Raw genomic sequence first — 20,317 nt, 5'->3', positions numbered from 1 at the left:
TCGCTTCGGTCGTAGGACAGAACGCCGTACAGGAGCCCGCGGTTTCGTTAGGATCCCGCCCCCAGCACGGACGCCACGATCGGACCGGCCGCGTCGCCGCCGTGTCCGCCGCCCTCCGCCATCGCCGCCGCGGCGACATCGCCGCGGAACCCGGTGAACCACGAGTTGGACACGGACTGCCCGTCGACCTCCGCCGAACCCGTCTTCGCCCCGATGTCACCGGTGAGCCCGGCCATCGCGCCGGTGGCCGTGCCGATGGACGAGGTCGCGGTCAGCCGCATCATCTGCCTGAGCTGGGCGGCGGTCGAGGCCGGCAGGCCCTGCGCGGTGGCCGGTTCCCGGTCGCCGATGGCCGGGGGGACGAGGACCGGCTGCCGGAAGGTCCCGGTGACCGCGGTCGCGGTGACCGACGCCATGTTCAGCGGGTTCATCATCACCTTGCCCTGGCCGATCATGCCGGCCGGGTCGTCCGAGTCCCCGGTGACCGGTACGGAACCGTCGTACGAGGTGATCCCGGTCTGCCAGTTCTTGCCGAGACCGAACCGGTTCCGCGCCTCGGCCGCGAACTTGTCCGCGCCCAGATCGTCCGAGAGCTTGATGAAGGCGGTGTTGCAGGAACGCTGGAAGCTGCTGGAGAGCGTGGCGCTCTCGTCGGGCCGCATGCCGGTGAGGTTGTGGAAGGTCTGGCTCAGCGCGGTCACCGAGTCCGGGCACGGGGCCGCGCCGGTCATCGAGGTGACACCGTTGTCGATCAGCGCCGCCGCAGTGATGATCTTCATGGTGGAGCCGGGCGCCAGCTTGGCCTCGAACGCGGCGTTCCAGACGCCGTACCCGTGGTTGGCGACCGCGAGGACCTCGCCCGTGGACGGCTTGACCGCCACCACGGCCGACTTGGAGAACTCCGTCACCGACTGCTCGGCCGCCGCCTGCGCGGCCGCGCTGATCGTCGTGTGCAGCGTGCCCGGCCTGCCCTTGGCGAGGGTGAGCAGCGTCTTCGCCGTGGTCGTCCCCTCGGCGCTCTCGCGCCGCACGAACGTCTCGACGCCCGGCGAACCGCCCGCCGCCTCCCCGTACTTGGCCCGCAGCGTCTCCAGGACGGGCCCGAGCGACGGGTACTTCTCCTTGGTCAGCACCGCCCCGCCGCGGTCGACCGCCTCGATGGGCGGCGCCGCCGACTCACCGGTGACAAGGGTGTCGCCCTCGCGCATGTCCGGGTGCAGGACGGACGGGCGCCACCGCACCAGCGCCCTCCCCGTGGACTCGCCGCGCACGACCGTCAGCGACGAGCCGTACGCCATCGTCCGCCTCTTGCCGCGGAACTCCACCGTGGCCTCGACCTTGAAGGGGACCTTCGCCCCGACCGGCGTGCCCGCCGTCAGGACGGTGTGCGTGATGTGCGCCTCGTCGTGCCAGCCCTCCAGCGCGGGCCGCGCGGTCTCCGCGTAGTTCGTGTAACCCGCCGCCACGCCCGCGTCGTTCTTCGCCCACGCCGCGAGGAACCTCGCCGACGTCTCCTTGATCTCCTCGCTCGTCGGCGGCCCGCTCCTGCGGGCACCGGGCGCACCCGCCGCCGACGAGCCGCCGTCGCCCGACACCGCCGAGACGATGTTGTAGGCGCCGTACGCGGCACCGCCCACCATCACGGTGAACACCCCGCCGACGATGGCGACCTTGACCCCCTTGCGCATGCGCGCCCCCTCCCCAGGTAGACCGAAGGGACTGTAGGCATGTCAGCGGCCCCGTGGGCAGGGAGTTTCCCAGATGGTGTCCGAAGGTGTCCGAAGAGTGATCACGGAGGCGGCTGGAATCAGCTCACACCCAGGTATCCAGCCACATCCGCGACCGCCACGAGTCCATCGGAATGGCGTGGCCCGTGTAGATGGGCCAGAAATAGATGAAGTTCCACGCGATCAGCAGGACGAACACCCCGGCCGCCGCCGCGCCGGCCACCCGCCGCCGTTCGCCCGAGCCGGGCCTGCCGATGATCGCGCCCAGCATCATCGCCAGCGCCAGACAGAGGAACGGCGCGAAGACGACCGCGTAGAAGTAGAAGATCGTCCGCTCCTGGTACTGGAACCAGGGCGCGTAGCCCGCGACCACGCCGCAGACGATCGCCCCCGCCCGCCAGTCGCGCCGGAAGAACCAGCGCCACAGCACGAACAGGAGCGCGAAGCACGCCGCCCACCACAGCAGCGGCGTGCCGAGCGCGAGCACCTCACGGGCGCACTTGTCGGCCGCGTCCGCCGGGCAGCCCTGCTGTCCTGCCGACGGGGACTCGTAGAAGTAGGAGACCGGGCGGCCGTCGACCATCCAGCTCCAGGGGTTGGACTGGTAGGTGTGCGGCGAGCTGAGATGGGTGTTGAACTCCCAGACCTCGTGCTCGTAGTGCCACATGCTGCGCACCCAGTCCGGCAGCCAGGTGAAGCCGCCGCCCTTGCCCGCCGTCGCCGCCCAGTTGCGGAAGTAGCCGCCGGAGCCGTCGGACGGCGAGAGGATCCAGCCCAGCCACGACAGGACGTACGTGGCGACCGCCACCGGCACCGTCGAGACGAACGCCGGCAGGACGTCCCGCTTGAGCACCGCCGCATACGGGCGGCGCGCCCCGGCGACCCGCCGCGAACCGACGTCCCACAGGACCGACATCAGGGCGAACGCGGCCAGGTAGATGAAGCCGTTCCACTTCGTGCCCGCCGCAAGACCCAGGCAGAGACCGGCCAGCAGCCGCCAGGGCCGCACGCCCAGGCGCAGGGTCTCGGCGACGTGCGCGTCGGGTCGGACCAGGCCGTGCTCGTCGACCGGCAGCGCCGCCGCCAGCCGCTCACGGGTCCTGTCCCGGTCCACGACCAGGCAGCCGAACGCCGCGACGACGAAGAAGACCAGCACCGAGTCGAGCAGCGCGGTGCGGCTCATCACGAACGCGAGGCCGTCCACCATCAGCAGCGCCCCGGCCAGGCACCCCAGGAACGTGGAGCGGAACAGGCGGCGCCCGATCCGGCAGACCATGAGCACGCACAGCGTCCCGAGGACCGCCGTCATGAACCGCCAGCCGAACGGGTCGAACCCGAAGAGCCACTCGCCGATCCCGATGACGTACTTGCCGACCGGCGGATGCACCACGTAGGAGGCGTCCGTCGGGATCGCGACGTGGCCGTTCTTCGCCAGGACCAGGTCGTTGGCGTTCTTCGCCCAGTTCACCTCGTAGCCGCGGTGGATGAGCGCCCAGGCGTCCTTCGCGTAGTACGTCTCGTCGAATATCACCGCCTTCGGACTGCCGAGGTTCCAGAAGCGCAGCAGCCCCGCGACGAGTGTGACGAGCAGCGGGCCGGCCCAGCCGAGAAGACGGTTCGCCCGGTCGGCGGTGAACCGGCCGAGGCCGAACGCCGCCCACAGCCGGGAGGACGGCTCGGGGTGCGGCGGCACGAGGCGCGTACTCACGTCACCGCCGCTCTCCGGGGCCCGGTACCCGAACCGGCGCAGGCCCCTCAGCCACGACGACGGCTGTCGCTCCCCGGCGGGGAGCCGCTCGGGCGGGGCGCTGGTCGGGGCCGGATGGGACGACGACGCGGTACTGGTCACCGCGCCATCGTAGGGAACGGCGCTGTGCGAGTCCCGTGGACGGTCCGACCGACCCGCCAGGACCGGTGCTGCGAGGATGGAACCGTGACAGGAAGCCCTGAGTCCCCCCAGCCCGCCGGCACGCTCGTGCTCGCCGGTACGCCCATCGGCGCCGTCTCCGACGCGCCGCCCCGGCTCGCCCAGGAGCTGGCCGCCGCCGACGTGGTCGCCGCCGAGGACACCCGGCGCATGAAGCGCCTCGCGCAGGCGCTCGATGTCCACGTCGGCGGGCGCGTCGTGTCGTACTTCGAGGGCAACGAGGCCGCCCGCACCCCGGAGCTGGTCGAGGCCCTCGCGGGCGGCGCGCGCGTGCTGCTCGTGACCGACGCGGGCATGCCGTCGGTCTCCGACCCCGGGTACCGGCTCGTCGCGGCCGCGGTGGAGCGGGACATCCGGGTCACGGCCGTGCCGGGCCCGTCCGCCGTGCTGACCGCCCTCGCGCTCTCCGGGCTGCCCGTCGACCGGTTCTGCTTCGAGGGTTTCCTGCCGCGCAAGGCGGGCGAGCGGCTGAGCAAGCTGAAGGACGTCGCCGACGAGCGCCGCACCCTCGTCTACTTCGAGGCCCCGCACCGCCTCGACGACACCCTCGCCGCGATGGTCGAGGCGTTCGGCGCGTCCCGCCGGGCCGCCGTGTGCCGGGAGCTCACCAAGACGTACGAGGAAGTGAAGCGGGGGCCGCTGAAGGAGCTCGCCGAATGGGCCGCCGACGGCGTGCGCGGCGAGATCACCGTCGTCGTGGAGGGCGCCCCGGAGAAGTCGGGCGCCGATCTCACCCCCGATGAGCTGGTGCGCAGGGTGCGGGTGCGCGAGGAGGCGGGGGAGCGGCGCAAGGAGGCGATCGCCGCTGTCGCCACTGACGCCGGGCTACCCAAGCGGGAGGTTTTCGATGCCGTGGTCGCGGCAAAGAATGCGGCGCGAGACGCCCCATAAGCGCGTAAAGGACCCGCCTGAAAAGCAAAGCGAAGACCGGCTGACAGGCCATTTGGGCAGGGAAAAGCCAAATCGGCTCCAACAGTCGACAGGTCTTTTGCGCCCGGCCCGGCGGAGGCGTCCACTGGTTGAAGGGACGTACCCGTCCCCACGCTGCTCACGGGCAGCGCTTGTCCAGCGGACAAGAGGAGCCGGAATGAGCGAGTTCGCAGTCTCCAAGGCGGCGACCGGTGCTGAGAAACCCCCTGTTGCGCATCATGGCGCGGCGATATCCGTCGGCCACGAGTCGTACTCCTTCGCCTGTATGCGGTGCGGGCACGGCTGGGAGCAGTCGTACGAGATAGAGCACCACGTCGACGGTGACGGTGCGGAATTCGTGACCTACGTGGCGGACGGCGAGCGGGTGCCGTCGCCGCTGACCCGCCCCACCTGCCTGAACTGCGGCGGCCATGTCGTACGGATCATGCGGGCCGGCCGGGTCTCCTCGGTGCTCGACGTGCTGCACCGCGGGCACCAGGCCCCGGCCGCCGGTCCGGTGGAGGTTCCCGAGCCCGGGGCGGCGGTGCCGGCCCCCGCCGGGCGCCACCACTGGCACCTCTCCGGCCTGCTGCACCCCTTCGGCCACCACAAGAAGGAGGCGTGAGCCCGGCTTCGTAGGATCGGGGCATGAGCCCCGACCGTTCCAAGGACGCCACCCCGCCGCCGCTGCCCGCCCCCCTCGCGGTGGAGGTCGCCGACTCGCACACCCACCTCGACATGCAGGCGGGCACCGTCGAGGAGGGCCTCGCCAAAGCGGCGTCGGTGGGCGTGACGACCGTGGTGCAGGTGGGCTGCGACCTCGCCGGCTCGCGCTGGGCGGCCGAGACGGCGAAGGCCCACCCGAGCGTGCACGCGACCGTCGCCCTGCACCCCAACGAAGCCCCCCGCATCGTCCACGGTGATCCCGACGGGTGGTCGCGGCAGGGCGCCCGGCAGCCGCTCGGCGACGCCGGCCTGGACGAAGCACTCGCCGAGATCGACCGGCTCGCCGCGCTCCCGCAGGTCAAGGGTGTCGGCGAGACCGGCCTCGACCACTTCCGCACCGGCCCCGAGGGCAAGGCCGCCCAGGAGCGCTCCTTCCGGGCCCACATCGAGATGGCCAAGCGGCACGGCAAGGCGCTGGTCATCCACGACCGCGAGGCCCACGACGATGTGCTACGCGTCCTGAAGGAGGAGGGCGCCCCCGAGCGCACCGTCTTCCACTGCTACTCGGGCGACGCCGCCATGGCCCAAGTCTGCGCGGAGAACGGCTACTTCATGTCCTTCGCGGGCAACGTGACGTTCAAGAACGCGCAGCCCCTGCGGGACGCCCTCGCCGTGGCCCCCCTCGAACTCGTCCTCGTGGAGACCGACGCGCCTTTCCTCACCCCGGCCCCGTACCGCGGACGGCCTAACGCCCCGTATCTCATTCCGGTCACGCTGCGCGCGATGGCGGCGGTCAAGGGCATCACCGAGGAAGCCCTCGCGACAGCGGTCTCGGCCAACACCGCCCGCGCCTTTGGTTACTGACCGATAACGACCGGACCCGCTCACCTTCGGGCAGAGTCACGACGCTGCGTAGTCGTGCTGCTTTGGAGAGTGACCGCTCCTCCGCTAGGTTCTGCTCGCCCGCTCCGCCCCCGCCCGGGGGCGGGCCCCTGGAGCGCCTGGAGCGTCGTCGTGAGCAATACGCCGTACGAGACGTACGAGGACACGTACGGGAATGCGTACGGGAACGCCGCGTACGGGGACACGTACGAATCCGGGTACGGGGCCTATCGGCCGCACGGCGACGGCGGCGGGGCGGCGGCCGAGTCGTACGAGCACGGGCCGTATGCGCAGGGACCGTACGTGCAGGAACCGTACGCACAGGGCTCGTACGCACAGGGCCCGTACGCACAGGGCTCGTACGCGCAAGGCTCGTACGCGCAAGGCCCGTACGCGCAGGTCCCGTACGAGCCCGTCGCCGACGCCCCCGACACGTACCGGCCCGCCTACGAGTACCCGCGGGCCTGCGCCCCCACCGAGCCCCGGCTGCCGCACCAGACGCCCGGCCCCGCGCACCGGCGGCCGTCGCCCGCCGAGGCCGCCGAGCCTGCCGCCCAGGCATCGCCCGCCCCGGCGGGCGCCGCCCGGCCGGCGCTCGGCCAGCCGTCCGGCCGAGCCGCCGCTCGCCGCGCCGCCCGCCGCAGGAAGTCCGGGCAGCGGCCCGAGACCCTGCGCCGACTGCTCCCGCAGGCCCTGGTCGTCGCGTTCCTCGCGGGCGGCACCACGGCGTTCGTCGCCGACGACAAGGCGATCCGGCTCAGCGTCGACGGCAAGGAGCGCACCCTGCACACCTTCGCCGACGACGTCACCGAACTCCTCACCGACGAGGGCGTCGACGTCGGCGCCCACGACATCGTGGCCCCCGGCCGGAGCGACGCCCTGGCCAGCGGCGACGAGGTCGCCGTCCGCTACGGCCGCCCCGTGCGGCTCACCCTCGACGGGCACCGCCGCCAGGTGTGGACGACCGCCCGCACCGTCGACGGGGCGCTGAGACAGCTCGGCGTGCGCGCCGAGGGCGCCTACGTCTCCCTCTCCCGCTCCCGGCGCATCGCGCGGCACGGCCTCGACCTCGACGTACGCACCGAACGCAGCGTCACCGTCATGGCCGACGGGCGGCGCCGCACCATCCGCACCAACGCGGCCACCGTGCGCGACGCCGTCGCCGAGGCCGGGATCGCCCTGCGCGGCCAGGACACCACCTCCGCACCGGCGGACAGCTTCCCGCGCGACGGACAGACGATCACGGTGCTGCGGGTGACCGGCACGAAGGAAGTGCGCGAGGAGGTCATCCCGTTCGTGACGCGGCGCACCCAGGACCCCTCGGCGTTCCAGGGCACGGAGGTCGTCAGCCAGACCGGCGAGGTGGGCATGCGGCGGATCACGTACACCGTGCGCACCGTCAACGGCGTCCGGCAGCGGCCGCACCGCGTCAGCGTCGAGACGGTGCGCGCACCGCGCCCCCAGCTCATCAGCGTCGGCACGCGGCCGATGCCCGGCTCCGTCGCCGGCGCCGACACCCTGAACTGGTCCTCACTGGCCAGCTGCGAGTCCGGCGGCCGCCCCGCCGCGACCGACGCGACCGGCACCTACGGCGGCCTCTACCAGTTCGACACACAGACCTGGCAGAGCCTCGGCGGCTCGGGCCGCCCCCAGGACGCCCCGGCCGCCGAACAGACCTACCGGGCGAAGAAGCTGTACGTACGGCGCGGGGCCAGCCCCTGGCCGCACTGCGGGCCCCGGCTGCACGGGTGACCCCGGGGCGGCCCCGACCCGTACCCTTGAACGGTGAGCACCCCTGACCCCCAAGGCCCCCTGTTCGGCGCGGCCGACATCCGTGAGCTGGCCGCCGCCCTCGGCGTGCGCCCCACCAAGCAGCGCGGCCAGAACTTCGTCATCGACGCCAACACGGTCCGCCGGATCGTCCGCACCGCGGAGGTCACCGCGGACGACGTGGTCGTCGAGGTCGGTCCGGGCCTCGGCTCGCTCACCCTCGCGCTCCTCGACGTGGCCCGGCATGTGACGGCCGTCGAGATCGACGACACCCTCGCCGCCGCGCTGCCCGCCACCGTCGCGGCCCGCCTCCCGGCGAAGAAGGACGTCTTCGACCTCGTCAACTGTGACGCGATGCAGGTGACCGAGTTGCCGGGCCCGGCCCCGACCGCCCTCGTCGCGAACCTCCCGTACAACGTCGCGGTGCCGGTCCTCCTGCACATGCTCGACTCCTTCCCGAGCATCGAGCGGACCCTCGTCATGGTCCAGGCCGAGGTCGCCGACCGGCTCGCCGCGGGCCCCGGCTCGCGCGTCTACGGCGTCCCGTCCGTCAAGGCCAACTGGTACGCAGAGGTCAAGCGCGCGGGCAGCATCGGGCGCAACGTCTTCTGGCCCGCGCCCAACGTCGACAGCGGCCTCGTCGCCCTGGTGCGCCGGGCCGAGCCCGTCGCCACGACCGCGTCCAAGGAAGAGGTCTTCGCGGTCGTCGACGCCGCGTTCGCCCAGCGCCGCAAGACGCTGCGCGCCGCCCTCGCCGGGTGGGCAGGCTCCGCCGCCGCGGCCGAGGCGGCCCTCGTCGCGGCCGGGGTCTCGCCCCAGGCGCGCGGCGAGGCGCTGACGGTGGAGGAGTTCGCGCGGATCGCGGAGCACAAGGGAGCGGCCGCGTGAGTGTGACCGTACGCGTGCCCGCCAAGGTCAACGTCCAGCTCGCGGTGGGCGCCGCCCGCCCCGACGGCTTCCACGACCTGGCCAATGTCTTCCTCGCCGTGGGCCTGTACGACGAGGTGACGGTGGAGCCCGCCGACTCCCTGACCCTCACCTGCACGGGCCCCGGCGGCGTCCCCGTCCCCGAGGTCCCACTCGACCGTACGAACCTGGCGGCGCGCGCGGCGATCACGCTGGCCGCACAGCACGGTCTCGGCGACCCGAAGGTCCGTATCCACATCGCCAAGGACATCCCCGTGGCCGGTGGCATGGCGGGCGGCTCCGCGGACGCGGCGGGCGCCCTCGTGGCCTGCGACGCGCTGTGGGGGACCGGGGCATCGCGCGAGGAACTCCTCGACATCTGCGCCGAGTTGGGCAGCGACGTGCCGTTCGGTCTGGTCGGCGGGGCCGCGCTCGGCACCGGGCGCGGCGAGAAGCTCAGGACCATTGAGGTGAGCGGCGCCTTCTGGTGGGTGTTCGCGGTCGCGGACGGGGGGCTCTCCACCCCTGCCGTGTACCGGGAGTTCGACCGGCTGACCCCGCGGGCACCGGAACCGGTCGCGTCCCCCGCCCTGCTGGACGCAGTGCGCGCCGGTGACGTGGCGGCCCTGGCCGCGACCGTCACCAACGACCTACAGCCCGCCGCCCTCTCCCTCTTCCCGTCCCTGAAGGCGACGCTCGACGCGGGTACGTCGGCGGGGGCCCTGGCCGCGCTGGTCTCCGGCTCGGGCCCCACGACCGCGTACCTCGCGGCGGACGAGGCGGCGGCGCGCCGGATCGCCGCCGCGCTGACCGCGTCCGGTACCTGCCGGACGGCCCGGGTGGCGTCGTCGCCCGCGCCGGGCGCCTCACTCGTCACCGCGTCCTCCGAGTGAGGCGCGGGCGCTCCCTCAGGCGCGGGGGAGCGAGGTGTTGGTGACCGGCAGCGTCACCTCCGTGCCCGCCACGTACAGGTCGCGGGGCGCCGTGCGCAGCACGAAGGCACCGTCCTCGGCCCTGACGCGCACGGACAACACGAAGGTGCCGTCGTCGTCGGTGGTGACCCGCACGCGGGACTGGTCCTCCCAGTAGGTCTGCAGGAAGACCTCGTTGTCCCCGGGCTCGACGCCCCGGGGGACGGTCACCTTGCCCTGCACGGTGAGGATGTCGCCCTTCTTCACCCTCCTCTTGTTGACCTTGTACGTGACGGACGTGGGCCGGGCCGTGGCGTGCACGGTGGTCTCGTCGAAGTAGCCGTCCTGCGGGGTGTCCAGGTCGCCGTCCTCGTCCCAGAGGGCCGTGATGTGCACGTCCTGCTGGACGTTGAGCAGGCTGCTGTTGGTCGCGTGGTCGATGTCGACGTCCGGGACGGTGAACTTCCCGTCCGCGTCCGTGACCGGCGTGCCCAGGTCGCGCGGCTCGTAGTAGTTCGGGTCGATGGGGTCGCCCCACGGGTTCCAGGTCGTGAACTGGACGACCTCCTGGACCGTGACGGGGACGTGCGGCGCCGGGGTGCCGTCGGCCCTGGTGACGGTGCCGGTGACGTCGACGGTGCGGTGGTCGTGGTCGGTGACGGCCGGATCGGCGCTCACGTGCAGGACGTAGGCGTCGCCGGGCGCGGCGTCCGCGGGCCGCGCCGAGGCGGCGGGTGCGGTGAGGGCGCCCGCCGCGAGCAGCAGGGCGGCGGTGGCGGCGAGCCGCGTCGACAGGGACTTCGTGGGCACGTCGGAACTTCCTTTGCGGTCCGAGGATGTGCGCCGGGCGGCACCGGTTCCGCCGCGGCGCGGGTGTGCGGCGCACCCTGTCCGACCGGTCTCGCGGGGCCGGAGTTGTCCCGTACGGGCATGCTGTTACGGGCCTGTGGCGCGGGGGTGATTTGCCCGGGTTCGGCGTTCACCTGGACGTCGCCCGAGGGCCGCCCCGCATTGCGCAGGACCCGGCTACTCACCCCGGATCTGAGTAGCCGGACGCTGCCGCGGCGGGCACCGGAGCCGCCACGCTGCCGTCCATGAAGAACACCGGCCGGCCCGCGAGCCGCCACCGCCTGCGCCGCGCCGCGCTCCCTCTCGGCGCGGTCGCCCTGTTCGGCCTGCACGCGGCCATGGCCTCCCGCGGCCATCCCCTGCCGCCGCCCGCCGTCGGCCAGGGCCGGATCGCGCGGCCCCGGGAGGTCGCCGTCCTCGCCCGCGCCGGGCGCCGCGTGCTCGAGGAGCGCCGGTCCTCGAACCCGCCCCACCCGCGTCGGCCCGGGCCCCCGGTAGCTCGAAAAGAAAGGCGCACGCTGTCGCACCCGGCACTCCGACTACGCTTGAAGGTCGGCACCCCCGCGGCAGGAGCGAAATGGCAGTCAATCTGGTCAACGTCGAGAACGTCACGAAGGTCTACGGCACACGGGCCTTGCTCGACGGCGTCTCCCTCGGCGTTTCGGAAGGCGACCGGATCGGTGTGGTCGGCCGCAACGGGGACGGGAAGACGACCCTGATCCGGATGCTCGCCAAGCTGGAGGAGGCCGACACCGGCCGCGTCACGCACAGCGGCGGCCTGCGTCTGGGCGTGCTCACGCAGCACGACTCCCTCGACCCGGCGGCGACCGTCCGGCACGAGGTGATCGGCGACCTCGCCGACCACGAGTGGGCGGGCAACGCCAAGATCCGCGACGTCCTCACCGGCCTCTTCGGTGGGCTCGACATGCCGGGCTTCCAGCAGGGCCTGGACACCGTGATCGGCCCGCTCTCCGGCGGTGAGCGGCGCCGTATCGCGCTGGCCAAGCTGCTCATCGACGACCCCGACCTGCTCGTCCTCGACGAGCCCACCAACCACCTCGACGTCGAGGGCATCGCCTGGCTCGCCCGCCACCTCCAGGCCCGCCGCTCCGCGCTCGTCTGCGTCACCCACGACCGCTGGTTCCTCGACCAGGTCTGCACCCGCATGTGGGACGTGCAGAAGGGCGACGTCTACGAGTACGAGGGCGGCTACTCGGACTACGTGTTCGCCCGCGCCGAGCGTGAGCGGATCGCCGCGACCGAGGAGACCAAGCGGCAGAACCTGATGCGCAAGGAGCTGGCCTGGCTGCGCCGCGGCGCCCCTGCCCGCACCTCCAAGCCCCGCTACCGCATCGAGGCCGCCAACGAGCTGATCGCCGACGTGCCGCCGCCGCGCGACACCAGCGAGCTGATGAAGTTCGCCAACGCCCGGCTCGGCAAGACCGTCTTCGACCTGGAGGACGTGACAATCCAGGCCGGGCCCAAGATGTTGCTCAAGCACCTCACCTGGCACCTCGGTCCCGGCGACCGCGTCGGTCTGGTCGGCGTGAACGGCGCGGGCAAGACGTCCCTGCTCCGCGCCCTCGCGGAGGCCGCCCGCACACAGGGCGAGGAGCAGCCCGTCGCCGGGCGGATCGTCGTCGGCAAGACGGTCCGGCTCGCCTACCTGTCGCAGGACGTGACCGAACTGCCCGCCCCGCTGCGGGTCCTGGAGGCGGTCCAGCAGATCCGCGACCGCGTCGACCTGGGCAAGGGCCGCGAGATGACCGCGGGCCAGCTGTGCGAGCAGTTCGGGTTCAACAAGGAGAAGCAGTGGACGCCGGTGGGGGACCTGTCCGGTGGTGAGCGCCGCCGGCTCCAGCTCCTGCGGCTCCTCATGGACGAGCCGAACGTGCTCTTCCTCGACGAGCCGACCAACGACCTCGACATCGAGACCCTGACCCAGCTGGAGGACCTGCTCGACGGCTGGCCCGGCTCCATGATCGTGATTTCCCACGACCGGTTCTTCATCGAGCGCACCACCGACAACACCTACGCGCTGCTCGGCGACGCCACCCTGCGGATGCTGCCGCGCGGCATCGAGGAGTACCTGGAGCGCAGGCAGCGGATGATCGACGCCGCTTCCCCGGCGCCGGTGGCGGCCGCCGCCTCCGCCGCCAGGTCCGGCCCGTCGTCCGCCGACACCCGCGCCGCCAAGAAGGAACTCCAGAAGATCGAGCGTCAGATGGACAAGATCTCCGGCAAGGAGACGACGCTGCACGCCCAGATCGCCGAAAACGCCACGGACTTCGCGAAGGTGGCGAAGCTGGACACGGAGCTGCGTGAACTCATCGCCGAGCGCGAGGAGTTGGAGATGCGCTGGCTGGAACTGGCCGACGATGCGTGAAGGCCGCGTGTAGACGCGTAACGGACCCATCACGGGCCGGTCCTCCCTTGGGAACAGGGGCTGGACCGGCCCTTCGCATACGTGTCCGCAGTGATAGAAAGGGCGGCTGGGGGCGGCCTGAGCGCACCCGTGACCGATCTGAGAACGTCCGGAAAACACCCAGGCGTGCCGGTACATCAGCAGTGAAAGAGGGGGGAGCGCTGATGACTCAGCCGCCCAGTCAGCCGCCGTCCGGCGGCTTCGGAGCACCACAGGATCCGCCACAGGGCCCGCCGCAGACGCCTCCGGCGCCGCAGCCCGGTTACGGATACCCCCAACCGCCCCAGCAGCCAGGGCCGCCGCCGCAGCCCGGCCCGTACCAGCAGCAGCCCGGCCCCTACGGGCAGCAGCCGCAGGCGCCGGGCCCCTACGGGCAGCCGCCCCAGCAGCCGGGACCGTACGGCTATCCCCAGCAGCCCGGCCCGTACGCCCAGCAGCCCGGCCCCTACGGGCAGCAGCCGCAGTACGGGTACCCGCAGCAGCCGCCGACCCCGCCGGGCGGTGGCGGTGGCAAGGGCAGGACCTGGGTGATCGCCGCCGCGGCGGTCGCCCTGCTGGTCGTCGCGGGCGGCGTCGTGTTCGCCGTGGTCGGCGACGACAGCGACGGCAAGAAGGACACCGCCGACAAGAACAAGGCCCCCAAGGCGTCCGCGTCGGCCCCGGTCGATCCGGGCGACGGCCAGGGCGACGGCCACGGCGGCGAGGAGGACCTCAACGCGGGCCGTCAGGACGGCGAGGCGAAGGTCCTCTGGTACAAGACCGCCCCGAAGGTGGGCAGCGACGGCGCCGACGCCCCCGGCATGTGGATCACCGGCAAGGTCGCGGTGAAGGCCGCGTACAAGGAGATCCTGGGTTACAACGTCGGGGACGGCGAGGTCAGTTGGCCCGCCGTCACGCTGCCGCAGAAGATCTGCTCGGTGACGAAGACGCCCTCCGACTCCGGCAAGGTCGTCGTCGCGTACATGAGTGGCACCAGCTCACGCGCCCACTGCAACCAGGTCCAGGAGATCGACCTGGCCACCGGCGCCAAGGGCTGGACGGCGAAGATCCCCGAGCGGGAGAGCAAGGACGACTTCTTCGACGGCACCGGGTCCAGCATCTCCCTCTCCTACGTCGGCGGCGACACCCTGATGGTCGGCCGCGAGATGTCGGGGCTCGCCCTGGACGCCAGGACCGGCACGAAGAAGAAGTTCGTCGTCGAGCAGTACGGCAGCGACTGCTTCCCCAAGGCCTACTCCGGCAACAAGGACAAGCTGCTCTCGGTGGCCGCCTGCGGCGCGGGCGGCGACAAGCCGCACGAGGAGCTGCGCCAGCTGGACCCGGAGACCGGCAAGGTCCTGTGGACCAAGAAGTTCCCCAAGGACTGGTCGATCTCGAACGTGTACTCCCTCAGCCCGCTGATCGTGTACAGCGCCAACGAGGACGACAAGAAGTACAACATCGCCACCTTCAAGAACAACAGCAGTACCGTTCAGTCCGAGGTCGGCGTCGACGGCCTCGACACCGGCTGCGGCTCCAGCTTCTCCTTCCTCTCCCGGAACCTGAACGGCTGCCAGGGCGTGACCGCGGACGCCTCCACCCTCTACATGCCGACCAAGGGCAAGACCGGCGGCGAGAACGAGGTCGTGGCGATCAGCCTCACCAGCGGCAAGGAGCGCTGGCGCGTCAAGTCGCCCGAGGACCAGTCGCTGATGCCCCTGAAGGTCGAAGGCGGCTCCGTCATCGCCTACATGGAGGCGTCCTACGGCGGCTCCGCCGGACGCGTGGTCTCCATCCCGGTCTCCGGCTCGCACCAGCCGAAGACGCTGCTGCAGAACCCGGCGGGCACCGCCGAGATCGAGAGCGGCTTCTTCTCGAAGGACGTCGCCTGGGCCGGCGGGCGCTTCTACCTCTCCGCCACCAACCTGTCCGGCAGCGCGAAGGGCCAGCAGAAACTGATGCTGGCCTACGGCGACTGAGGTCACGTACCGCCCCGCCCCTTGCCCCCTCCCGCCCCCGTCTTCAGGCACCCCGAGGTACCCACGTCATGACGCAGCCGCCCCCGCCCCCGCAGCAGCCGCCGAACGAGCCGCCGCGCGACCCGCTCCGCAAGGAGCCCGAGACCCCGCAGCCGCCCGCCGCCCCGGGGCAGCCGCCCGCCGGTGGTTTCGGCGCGCCCACGCCGCCCCAGCCCGGCGGCTTCGGCGCCCCGACCCCGCCCCCGCCGCCGCAGGAGGCCCCCGGCTACGGCTACCCGCAGACGCCGCCCCCGCCGCCGCAGGGCGCCCCGGGCTACGGCTACCCGGGCCAGCAGCAGCAACCGCCCGCGCCGCCCGCGTACGGCCAGCAGCCTTACGCCCAACAGCCGTACGGGCAGCCCCAGTACGGCCAGCAGCCCGCTGGCCAGCCCCAGTACGGTCAGCCGCAGTACGGGCAGCAGCAGTACGGCTACCCGCAGCCGCCCACCACGCCGATGGTCGGTCCGGGCGGTGGCGGTGGCAAGAAGCCCTCGCCGATCGTCTGGATCATCACCGCGGCCGTCGTGGTGATCGCCCTGATCGTCGGCGGCGGGATCTTCTACGCGAGCTCCTCCGACGACGGCAAGGACGACACGAAGACCTCCGCCGACGGCAAGGACGCCAAGGGCAAGGACGGCTCAGGCCCCGCCGGCGGCGAGGAGAAGGTCCCGGCCAGCACCTCGGCGAGCATCGCCTTCCAGCTGCCCGCGCCCAAGGTGGCCAAGGACGCCGTGTGGAGCGTGGCCGGTTCCTGGCTGACCGACTCGACGTACGCCAAGGCCGAGCTGAACCAGCTCGTCGGCTACGAGCCGGACTCCGGCACCAAGAAGTGGACCCTGCCCCTGTCCGGGCAGACCTGCGGCGCCTCGCCCGAGGTGACCGACGCGGGACTGGCCGCCGTGCTCTCCGAGGACGGCAAGCGCAAGAAGGACAAGGACTACTTCAAGTGCACCGAGGTCACGGTGTTCGACGTCAACACCGGTAAGAAGGTGTGGTCGGACAGCGTCAAGACCGGCACGGAGAAGATCGCCTTCAAGGAGCTCTCCATCAGCGGCTCCACCCTCGCCGTCGGCGGCGGCTTCGACGGCGGCGCGGCCTTCGACATCAAGACCGGCAAGTCCCTGTGGAAGCCCCAGCAGGGCAGTTGCGAGGACGTCGGCTACCGCGGCGGCGAACAGCTCGTCGCCGTCCGAAAGTGCGGTGACTTCGACGCGGAGACGTACGAGATCCAGGTCCTTGACCCGGCCTCGGGCAAGCCGAAGTCGACGTACAAGGTCCCCGGCGCGCCCGGCAGCGTCAACCTGCTCTCGGTGTTCTCCAGCAAGCCGGTCACCTTCGGTGTCGCGCTCGGCGAAGAGGTCAAGTACACCGACGCGTTCGCGCTCGACGACACCGGCAACAAGCTGCGCGCCAAGATCACCATTGACCCGGAGAAGTACGACGTCGACTGCGAGGTCGGCGAGGTGCACGGCTGCAAGGGCGTCGTCGTCGGCAACGACCGCCTCTACCTGCCGTCCCAGCAGCACGACGGCAGCGGCACCGACCAGGTCAACGAGATCGTCTCGTACTCGCTCGCCGACGGAAAGATCACCAGCGACCGCTTCGACAGCGGCGCGGACTACGAGATCTTCCCGCTGCGCATGGACGGCGGCAACCTGCTGGCGTACAAGGACGGCCCGTACGACAAGGGCGCCCAGGTCGTCACCGTCGACCCCAAGGCAGGCAAGCAGACGGTGCTGCTGGAGACGCCCGCGACCCAGAGCGTGCGGGACGTGCTGAGCCGGATGGTGCCGAAGTCGTCCGAGATGCTGTACTCCAACGGTCGGCTGTTCATGGGCAAGGACCTGATCAGCGCGCCCTACTCGGCGGACGACAAGCAGTACGCGGCCGTCGGGTTCACCGCCAAGTAACCCGCGCCCGATACAGGCCGACGGCCCCGCACCCCTCGCAGGGGCGCGGGGCCGTCGCGCTCCGCGCCCCGGCGAGCGCCATCACCCCTGAAAGGCGGCGATTTCAGCAATGCGGGCCGCTTCTCTTCAGTAGGGGGCGCGCATCGTCGAACAAGCGTGTAGCTTCCGGGGGATGAAGGAGGACGGGGAGTCGGGGGGCTCGCCTGTCCATGGGGGGCCCGGGAGTCCATAGCTGCTTCTGGGGCGAACTGGGGGGTTGGCTCAATGGGTGTGCGGCTCATGGTGGTCGACGACCACCGATTGCTCGCCGAGGCACTCGCCTCGGCCCTGAAGTTGCGCGGACACCGGGTGCTCGCCGCTGCCGCGCCCGCCGCGGGCGCCGCCGAACTGGTCATCTCCCGGGCGCCGGAGGTCTGCCTCATCGGCACGGCGACCCCCGCCGAACCGGGCACGTTCGACCCGGTGCTCCGCATCAAGCGGGAGCGGCCCCAGGTGGCGGTCGTGGTCCTCGGCCCCGTCCCGTCCCCCCGCGGCATCGCCGCGGCTTTCGCGGCCGGCGCCTCCGGCTACGTACGCCATGACGAGCGCATAGAAGGTGTCGAGCGGGCCCTGATGAAAGCCAGGGCGGGCGAGGCGGCCGTGGCCCCCGCGCTGCTCCAGGGCGCGTTCAGCGAACTCCTCAACCCCGCGGCCCAGCCCGACGACGAAGGCCAGCGCCTGCTCCAAATGCTGACGCCGCGCGAGATCGAGGTCCTGGTCCGGGTCGCCGACGGCGAGGACACGCGCTTGATCGCGGCCGGCATGGGCATCGCCCCCTCCACCGCCCGTACGCACGTCCAGCGGGTCCTGATGAAACTCGGCGTCGGCTCCCGCCTGGAGGCGGCCGCGCTCGCCGCGCGGACCGGGTTGCTGGACCGGGCGGGCTCGCTGACCTCGTCGCTGCCGGACCCCTCGGCCCCGGATTCGTCAGATCCGGATTCCTGAGCTACAGTTGATCTTGCGTTGGTCACCGCAACAGCGGCTGACGAACAGTGCGTTGGTCGTCCAAGGAAAGACGCCCCGCTTCCTGCGGGGAAATGCAGGTGCAAGGCCTGCCCAGCGCTCCACACCAAGTCCCGCCCCGCTTATCAGGGGGCGGGATTTGTGCGTTGTGGGAGTGGGTGGGGCGGGTCGCTGGTGCCCTGGTTGGTTCGGGTTTCGTCGCGGGTGGTCCGGCCGGTGGGAGTGGGGGTCCGGCGCGTGCGCGCCGGTGGGGTGGCTGGGGAGGGTTTGATGTGTCCGCGGCCTGGTGGGTTGTTTTTCTTGGATTGGGTGGCGGGTGTCCGGTGGGGGGTTGAGACGGCCTCCGCTTGTCTCGTTGTCGTCGTCCTGCTGTCCGGGGCTGGCTTTCGTGGGCTGGGGTGGTGGGTGGAAGGGGCGCGGGTCCCTTTGGATTCACAGGCCCTGTCGGTCGCGGCCGCCGCAGTCGCTGGTGGGGCGAGCGCGGCTATGAGTGGGGTACGCGCCGACAAGCGCAGCAAGAGGATGGGGCGATGAGCGGGGGTGGCTACGCGTACGGGGGCGTTCAGAGGGGCGGGGACTGGGCGAGGGCGTGCCGGATGCGGGTGATCATGTGGGTGGGGGTGCGCATGACTTCGCCTGCGGTGAAGCGCAGGACGAGGCGTACTTGGGGGCAGAGTTGAAGGTCGTTGAAGCGGGTGAGGTCGCGGCGATGGGCCTCACGGCTGCCGTGATAGGCGTAGCCCTCGATCTCGACCGCGACGCCTTCGCGGGTGAAGAGGAAGTCGGGCCGCACCCTTCTCCCCTCGGCGGTGGTCAGTTCGGCCTGGCTCGTGGGGTGGAGCCCGGCCTCGTGCATGCGCAGCCTGGCCAGGGTCTCGGCGGGTGAGGCGGCGTGCGGGTCGATGAGCCGTAGGCGCTCCAGGGCCTGGCGCCGCCCGTGTATACGCGGCCGGGACGCCTCCGCCGCGACCCTGTCCAAGGTGGTGAGCGGGGCGCGCCGGAAGGTGCGGATGCGGCGCCAGGTGAGAGCGGACTCGACGCCGATGACCGCCTCGTCCTGCCCGGCCCCGCGCAGCAGATCGGCCAGCGTCCGGTCCACCCCCGTACACCGAAGCCCGCGTCGCACCACGACGTCCTTCTCGCCCAGAGGGAGGCAGCGGACACCGGGGCGCTTGCGGCTGAGGGTCCGGCGCAGGGCAGTGAACTCGGGGGTGACGCGGGGGACTTCGACATCCCACAGCCAGGCGGCGGCCGAGTGGCTGACGACCAGATGCGGCGCGGCCCATTGCTCGGCCAGCAGCCGCACCCGTACCCCTTCGGCAAGATCGGGTGCCAGCCACGCACCCTCGCTCAGCCGGCGCCACCCGTCATCCTTGAGCTGCTGGTACAGCGTGCTCCGGCTCCACCCGTGAGCCAGGGCCCACCCGCAGAGCAACACCCCTTCCACAGCCAACTCCCGCAGAGCCACCCCTCTCACGGACCGGGGCAACCGCTTTCCACACCTAGCGTCCATCCCCCACCCCACCCCGCCCCCACTGCCTGCATCCCCGAACCAGCAAAGGGACGTTCGGTGCAGAAAACGCTTGCCCGCACCCTCCCCCAGAGGGCCCTACGGCAGTATCCCGCGTCTCTCGCTCCGCCAGCGGCGCCTGTGGATAACCCCATCCTCTTGCTGCGCTTGTCGGCGCGTACCCCACTCATAGCCGCGCTCGCCCCACCCGCGACTGCGGCGGCCGCGACCGACAGGGCCTGTAAAACCAAAGGGACCCGCGCCCCTTCCACCCACCACCCCAGCCCACGAAAGCCAGCCCCGGACGGCAGGACGACGACAACGAAACAAGCGGAGGCCGTCGCAACCCCCCACCGGACACCCGCCACCCAATCCAAGAAAAACAACCCACCAGGCCGCAGACACATCAGACCCACCCCAGCCACCCCACCGGCGCGCACGCGCCGGACCCCCACCCCCACCGACCGGACCACCCGCGACGAAACCGAACCAACCAGGGCACCAGCGACCCGCCCCACCCCACCAAGCCCCCCGAACCCCTCCGCCCCCAAGCCCCCGCCCCCCCGAACCCGTAAAAGGCCGGAACCCCCCGCCCGTAAGCGGATAGGTCCCGGCCCCTTTCGGCAGGTGGCGGCGGGTGTTACTCGGCTTCGTCCGGTGTCGGCGGAGCCGTCGGGCGGAGTTTCAGCCAGATCAGGAAGAAGAGGCCCAGGGCGAGCATGCCGAGGCCCGTCCAGAGGTTGATGTTGATGTCCTCGGCCTTTTTGAGGTCGGCGTCGGAGGCCGTGATGCCGGCGATGGTGACGATCACGCCGTAGAGGACGAACAGGCCGCCGATGATGCGCCGGATGTCGAAGAGGCGGGCCGCTGTCGCGGACTTGGCCTCCAACTCGGAGACGTCGTTCTGGAGTTCGGACATGGTGGTC

General features: G+C 71.8%; 15 protein-coding genes. 10 read left to right on the top strand and 5 right to left on the bottom strand.

Annotated elements, in window-relative coordinates:
* Positions 1–47: 47 nt before the first annotated feature.
* A complete protein-coding gene (locus ACZ45E_RS19335) occupies positions 48–1,688 on the bottom strand; it encodes a penicillin-binding transpeptidase domain-containing protein (RefSeq protein ID WP_468222154.1) in 1,641 nt (546 codons plus the stop codon).
* Between the two features lie 124 nt (positions 1,689–1,812).
* Entirely contained in the window at positions 1,813–3,576 is a 1,764-nt protein-coding gene (locus ACZ45E_RS19330) for a dolichyl-phosphate-mannose--protein mannosyltransferase (RefSeq protein ID WP_468222153.1), read from the bottom strand.
* A gap of 84 nt (positions 3,577–3,660) precedes the next feature.
* Here ACZ45E_RS19330 and rsmI point away from each other — a divergent pair, with 84 nt between their 5' ends.
* From rsmI to ACZ45E_RS19300, 6 genes are all read left to right on the top strand, one after another.
* Positions 3,661–4,545: a 16S rRNA (cytidine(1402)-2'-O)-methyltransferase gene (gene rsmI / locus ACZ45E_RS19325; RefSeq protein ID WP_468222151.1), complete on the top strand. Its 885-nt coding sequence runs from the start codon at positions 3,661–3,663 to the stop codon at positions 4,543–4,545.
* A gap of 196 nt (positions 4,546–4,741) precedes the next feature.
* Positions 4,742–5,188, top strand: coding sequence for a hypothetical protein (locus tag ACZ45E_RS19320; protein WP_468222150.1), 447 nt, complete (start codon positions 4,742–4,744; stop codon positions 5,186–5,188).
* 23 nt (positions 5,189–5,211) lie between these two features.
* Positions 5,212–6,093: a TatD family hydrolase gene (locus tag ACZ45E_RS19315; protein ID WP_468222149.1), complete on the top strand. Its 882-nt coding sequence runs from the start codon at positions 5,212–5,214 to the stop codon at positions 6,091–6,093.
* Positions 6,094–6,243: 150 nt separating this feature from the next.
* On the top strand, positions 6,244–7,863 hold the full coding sequence (locus ACZ45E_RS19310; RefSeq protein WP_468222147.1) for a ubiquitin-like domain-containing protein: 1,620 nt from the start codon (positions 6,244–6,246) through the stop codon (positions 7,861–7,863).
* Between the two features lie 33 nt (positions 7,864–7,896).
* Complete coding sequence (rsmA, locus tag ACZ45E_RS19305; protein ID WP_468222146.1) at positions 7,897–8,769, top strand: 16S rRNA (adenine(1518)-N(6)/adenine(1519)-N(6))-dimethyltransferase RsmA; 873 nt, start codon at positions 7,897–7,899, stop codon at positions 8,767–8,769.
* A complete protein-coding gene (locus ACZ45E_RS19300; RefSeq protein WP_468222144.1) occupies positions 8,766–9,680 on the top strand; it encodes a 4-(cytidine 5'-diphospho)-2-C-methyl-D-erythritol kinase in 915 nt (304 codons plus the stop codon). Before rsmA ends, ACZ45E_RS19300 begins: the two co-directional genes overlap by 4 nt.
* A gap of 15 nt (positions 9,681–9,695) precedes the next feature.
* On the opposite strand, the gene ACZ45E_RS19295 is transcribed toward ACZ45E_RS19300, so the two are convergent.
* Positions 9,696–10,508, bottom strand: a complete 813-nt coding sequence (locus ACZ45E_RS19295; RefSeq protein ID WP_468222143.1) for an acyl carrier protein — start codon at positions 10,506–10,508, stop codon at positions 9,696–9,698.
* A gap of 616 nt (positions 10,509–11,124) precedes the next feature.
* On the opposite strand from ACZ45E_RS19295, the gene ACZ45E_RS19290 reads away from it, so the two are divergent.
* The 4 genes from ACZ45E_RS19290 to ACZ45E_RS19275 all read left to right on the top strand — a co-directional run bounded on the left by ACZ45E_RS19290 (position 11,125) and on the right by ACZ45E_RS19275 (position 17,863).
* Entirely contained in the window at positions 11,125–12,933 is a 1,809-nt protein-coding gene (locus ACZ45E_RS19290; RefSeq protein WP_468222141.1) for an ABC-F family ATP-binding cassette domain-containing protein, read from the top strand.
* A gap of 203 nt (positions 12,934–13,136) precedes the next feature.
* Positions 13,137–14,930: an outer membrane protein assembly factor BamB family protein gene (locus ACZ45E_RS19285; RefSeq protein ID WP_468222140.1), complete on the top strand. Its 1,794-nt coding sequence runs from the start codon at positions 13,137–13,139 to the stop codon at positions 14,928–14,930.
* Positions 14,931–14,998: 68 nt separating this feature from the next.
* Positions 14,999–16,879, top strand: coding sequence for an outer membrane protein assembly factor BamB family protein (locus ACZ45E_RS19280; protein ID WP_468222139.1), 1,881 nt, complete (start codon positions 14,999–15,001; stop codon positions 16,877–16,879).
* A 264-nt stretch (positions 16,880–17,143) separates the two neighbouring features.
* Positions 17,144–17,863, top strand: a complete 720-nt coding sequence (locus tag ACZ45E_RS19275; RefSeq protein WP_468222137.1) for a helix-turn-helix transcriptional regulator — start codon at positions 17,144–17,146, stop codon at positions 17,861–17,863.
* Positions 17,864–18,443: 580 nt separating this feature from the next.
* Here the strand turns inward: ACZ45E_RS19275 and ACZ45E_RS19270 are convergent.
* Together ACZ45E_RS19270 and ACZ45E_RS19265 are read right to left on the bottom strand one after the other, a co-directional pair.
* Positions 18,444–19,328 carry a hypothetical protein gene (locus tag ACZ45E_RS19270; RefSeq protein ID WP_468222136.1) on the bottom strand — a complete coding sequence of 295 codons (885 nt, stop codon included), beginning with the start codon at positions 19,326–19,328 and terminating at the stop codon, positions 18,444–18,446.
* Positions 19,329–20,031: 703 nt separating this feature from the next.
* Positions 20,032–20,310 (bottom strand): hypothetical protein, encoded by a 279-nt coding sequence (locus tag ACZ45E_RS19265; protein WP_468222135.1) that lies wholly within the window; start codon positions 20,308–20,310, stop codon positions 20,032–20,034.
* Between the last annotated feature and the right edge of the window lie 7 nt (positions 20,311–20,317).

The organism is Streptomyces sp. NPDC030991, from assembly GCF_055571235.1.
This window is presented reverse-complemented; position numbering and strand designations above follow the sequence as displayed.

Excerpts from the sequence above, each read along its gene's own strand:
- ACZ45E_RS19335 (WP_468222154.1), bottom strand. The coding sequence starts at position 1,688 with ATGCGCAAGGGGGTCAAGGTCGCCATCGTCGGCGGGGTGTTCACCGTG.
- ACZ45E_RS19320 (WP_468222150.1), top strand. The coding sequence starts at position 4,742 with ATGAGCGAGTTCGCAGTCTCCAAGGCGGCGACCGGTGCTGAGAAACCC.
- ACZ45E_RS19315 (WP_468222149.1), top strand. The coding sequence starts at position 5,212 with ATGAGCCCCGACCGTTCCAAGGACGCCACCCCGCCGCCGCTGCCCGCC.
- ACZ45E_RS19290 (WP_468222141.1), top strand. The coding sequence starts at position 11,125 with ATGGCAGTCAATCTGGTCAACGTCGAGAACGTCACGAAGGTCTACGGC.
- ACZ45E_RS19285 (WP_468222140.1), top strand. The coding sequence starts at position 13,137 with ATGACTCAGCCGCCCAGTCAGCCGCCGTCCGGCGGCTTCGGAGCACCA.
- ACZ45E_RS19280 (WP_468222139.1), top strand. The coding sequence starts at position 14,999 with ATGACGCAGCCGCCCCCGCCCCCGCAGCAGCCGCCGAACGAGCCGCCG.
- ACZ45E_RS19275 (WP_468222137.1), top strand. The coding sequence starts at position 17,144 with ATGGGTGTGCGGCTCATGGTGGTCGACGACCACCGATTGCTCGCCGAG.
- ACZ45E_RS19265 (WP_468222135.1), bottom strand. The coding sequence starts at position 20,310 with ATGTCCGAACTCCAGAACGACGTCTCCGAGTTGGAGGCCAAGTCCGCG.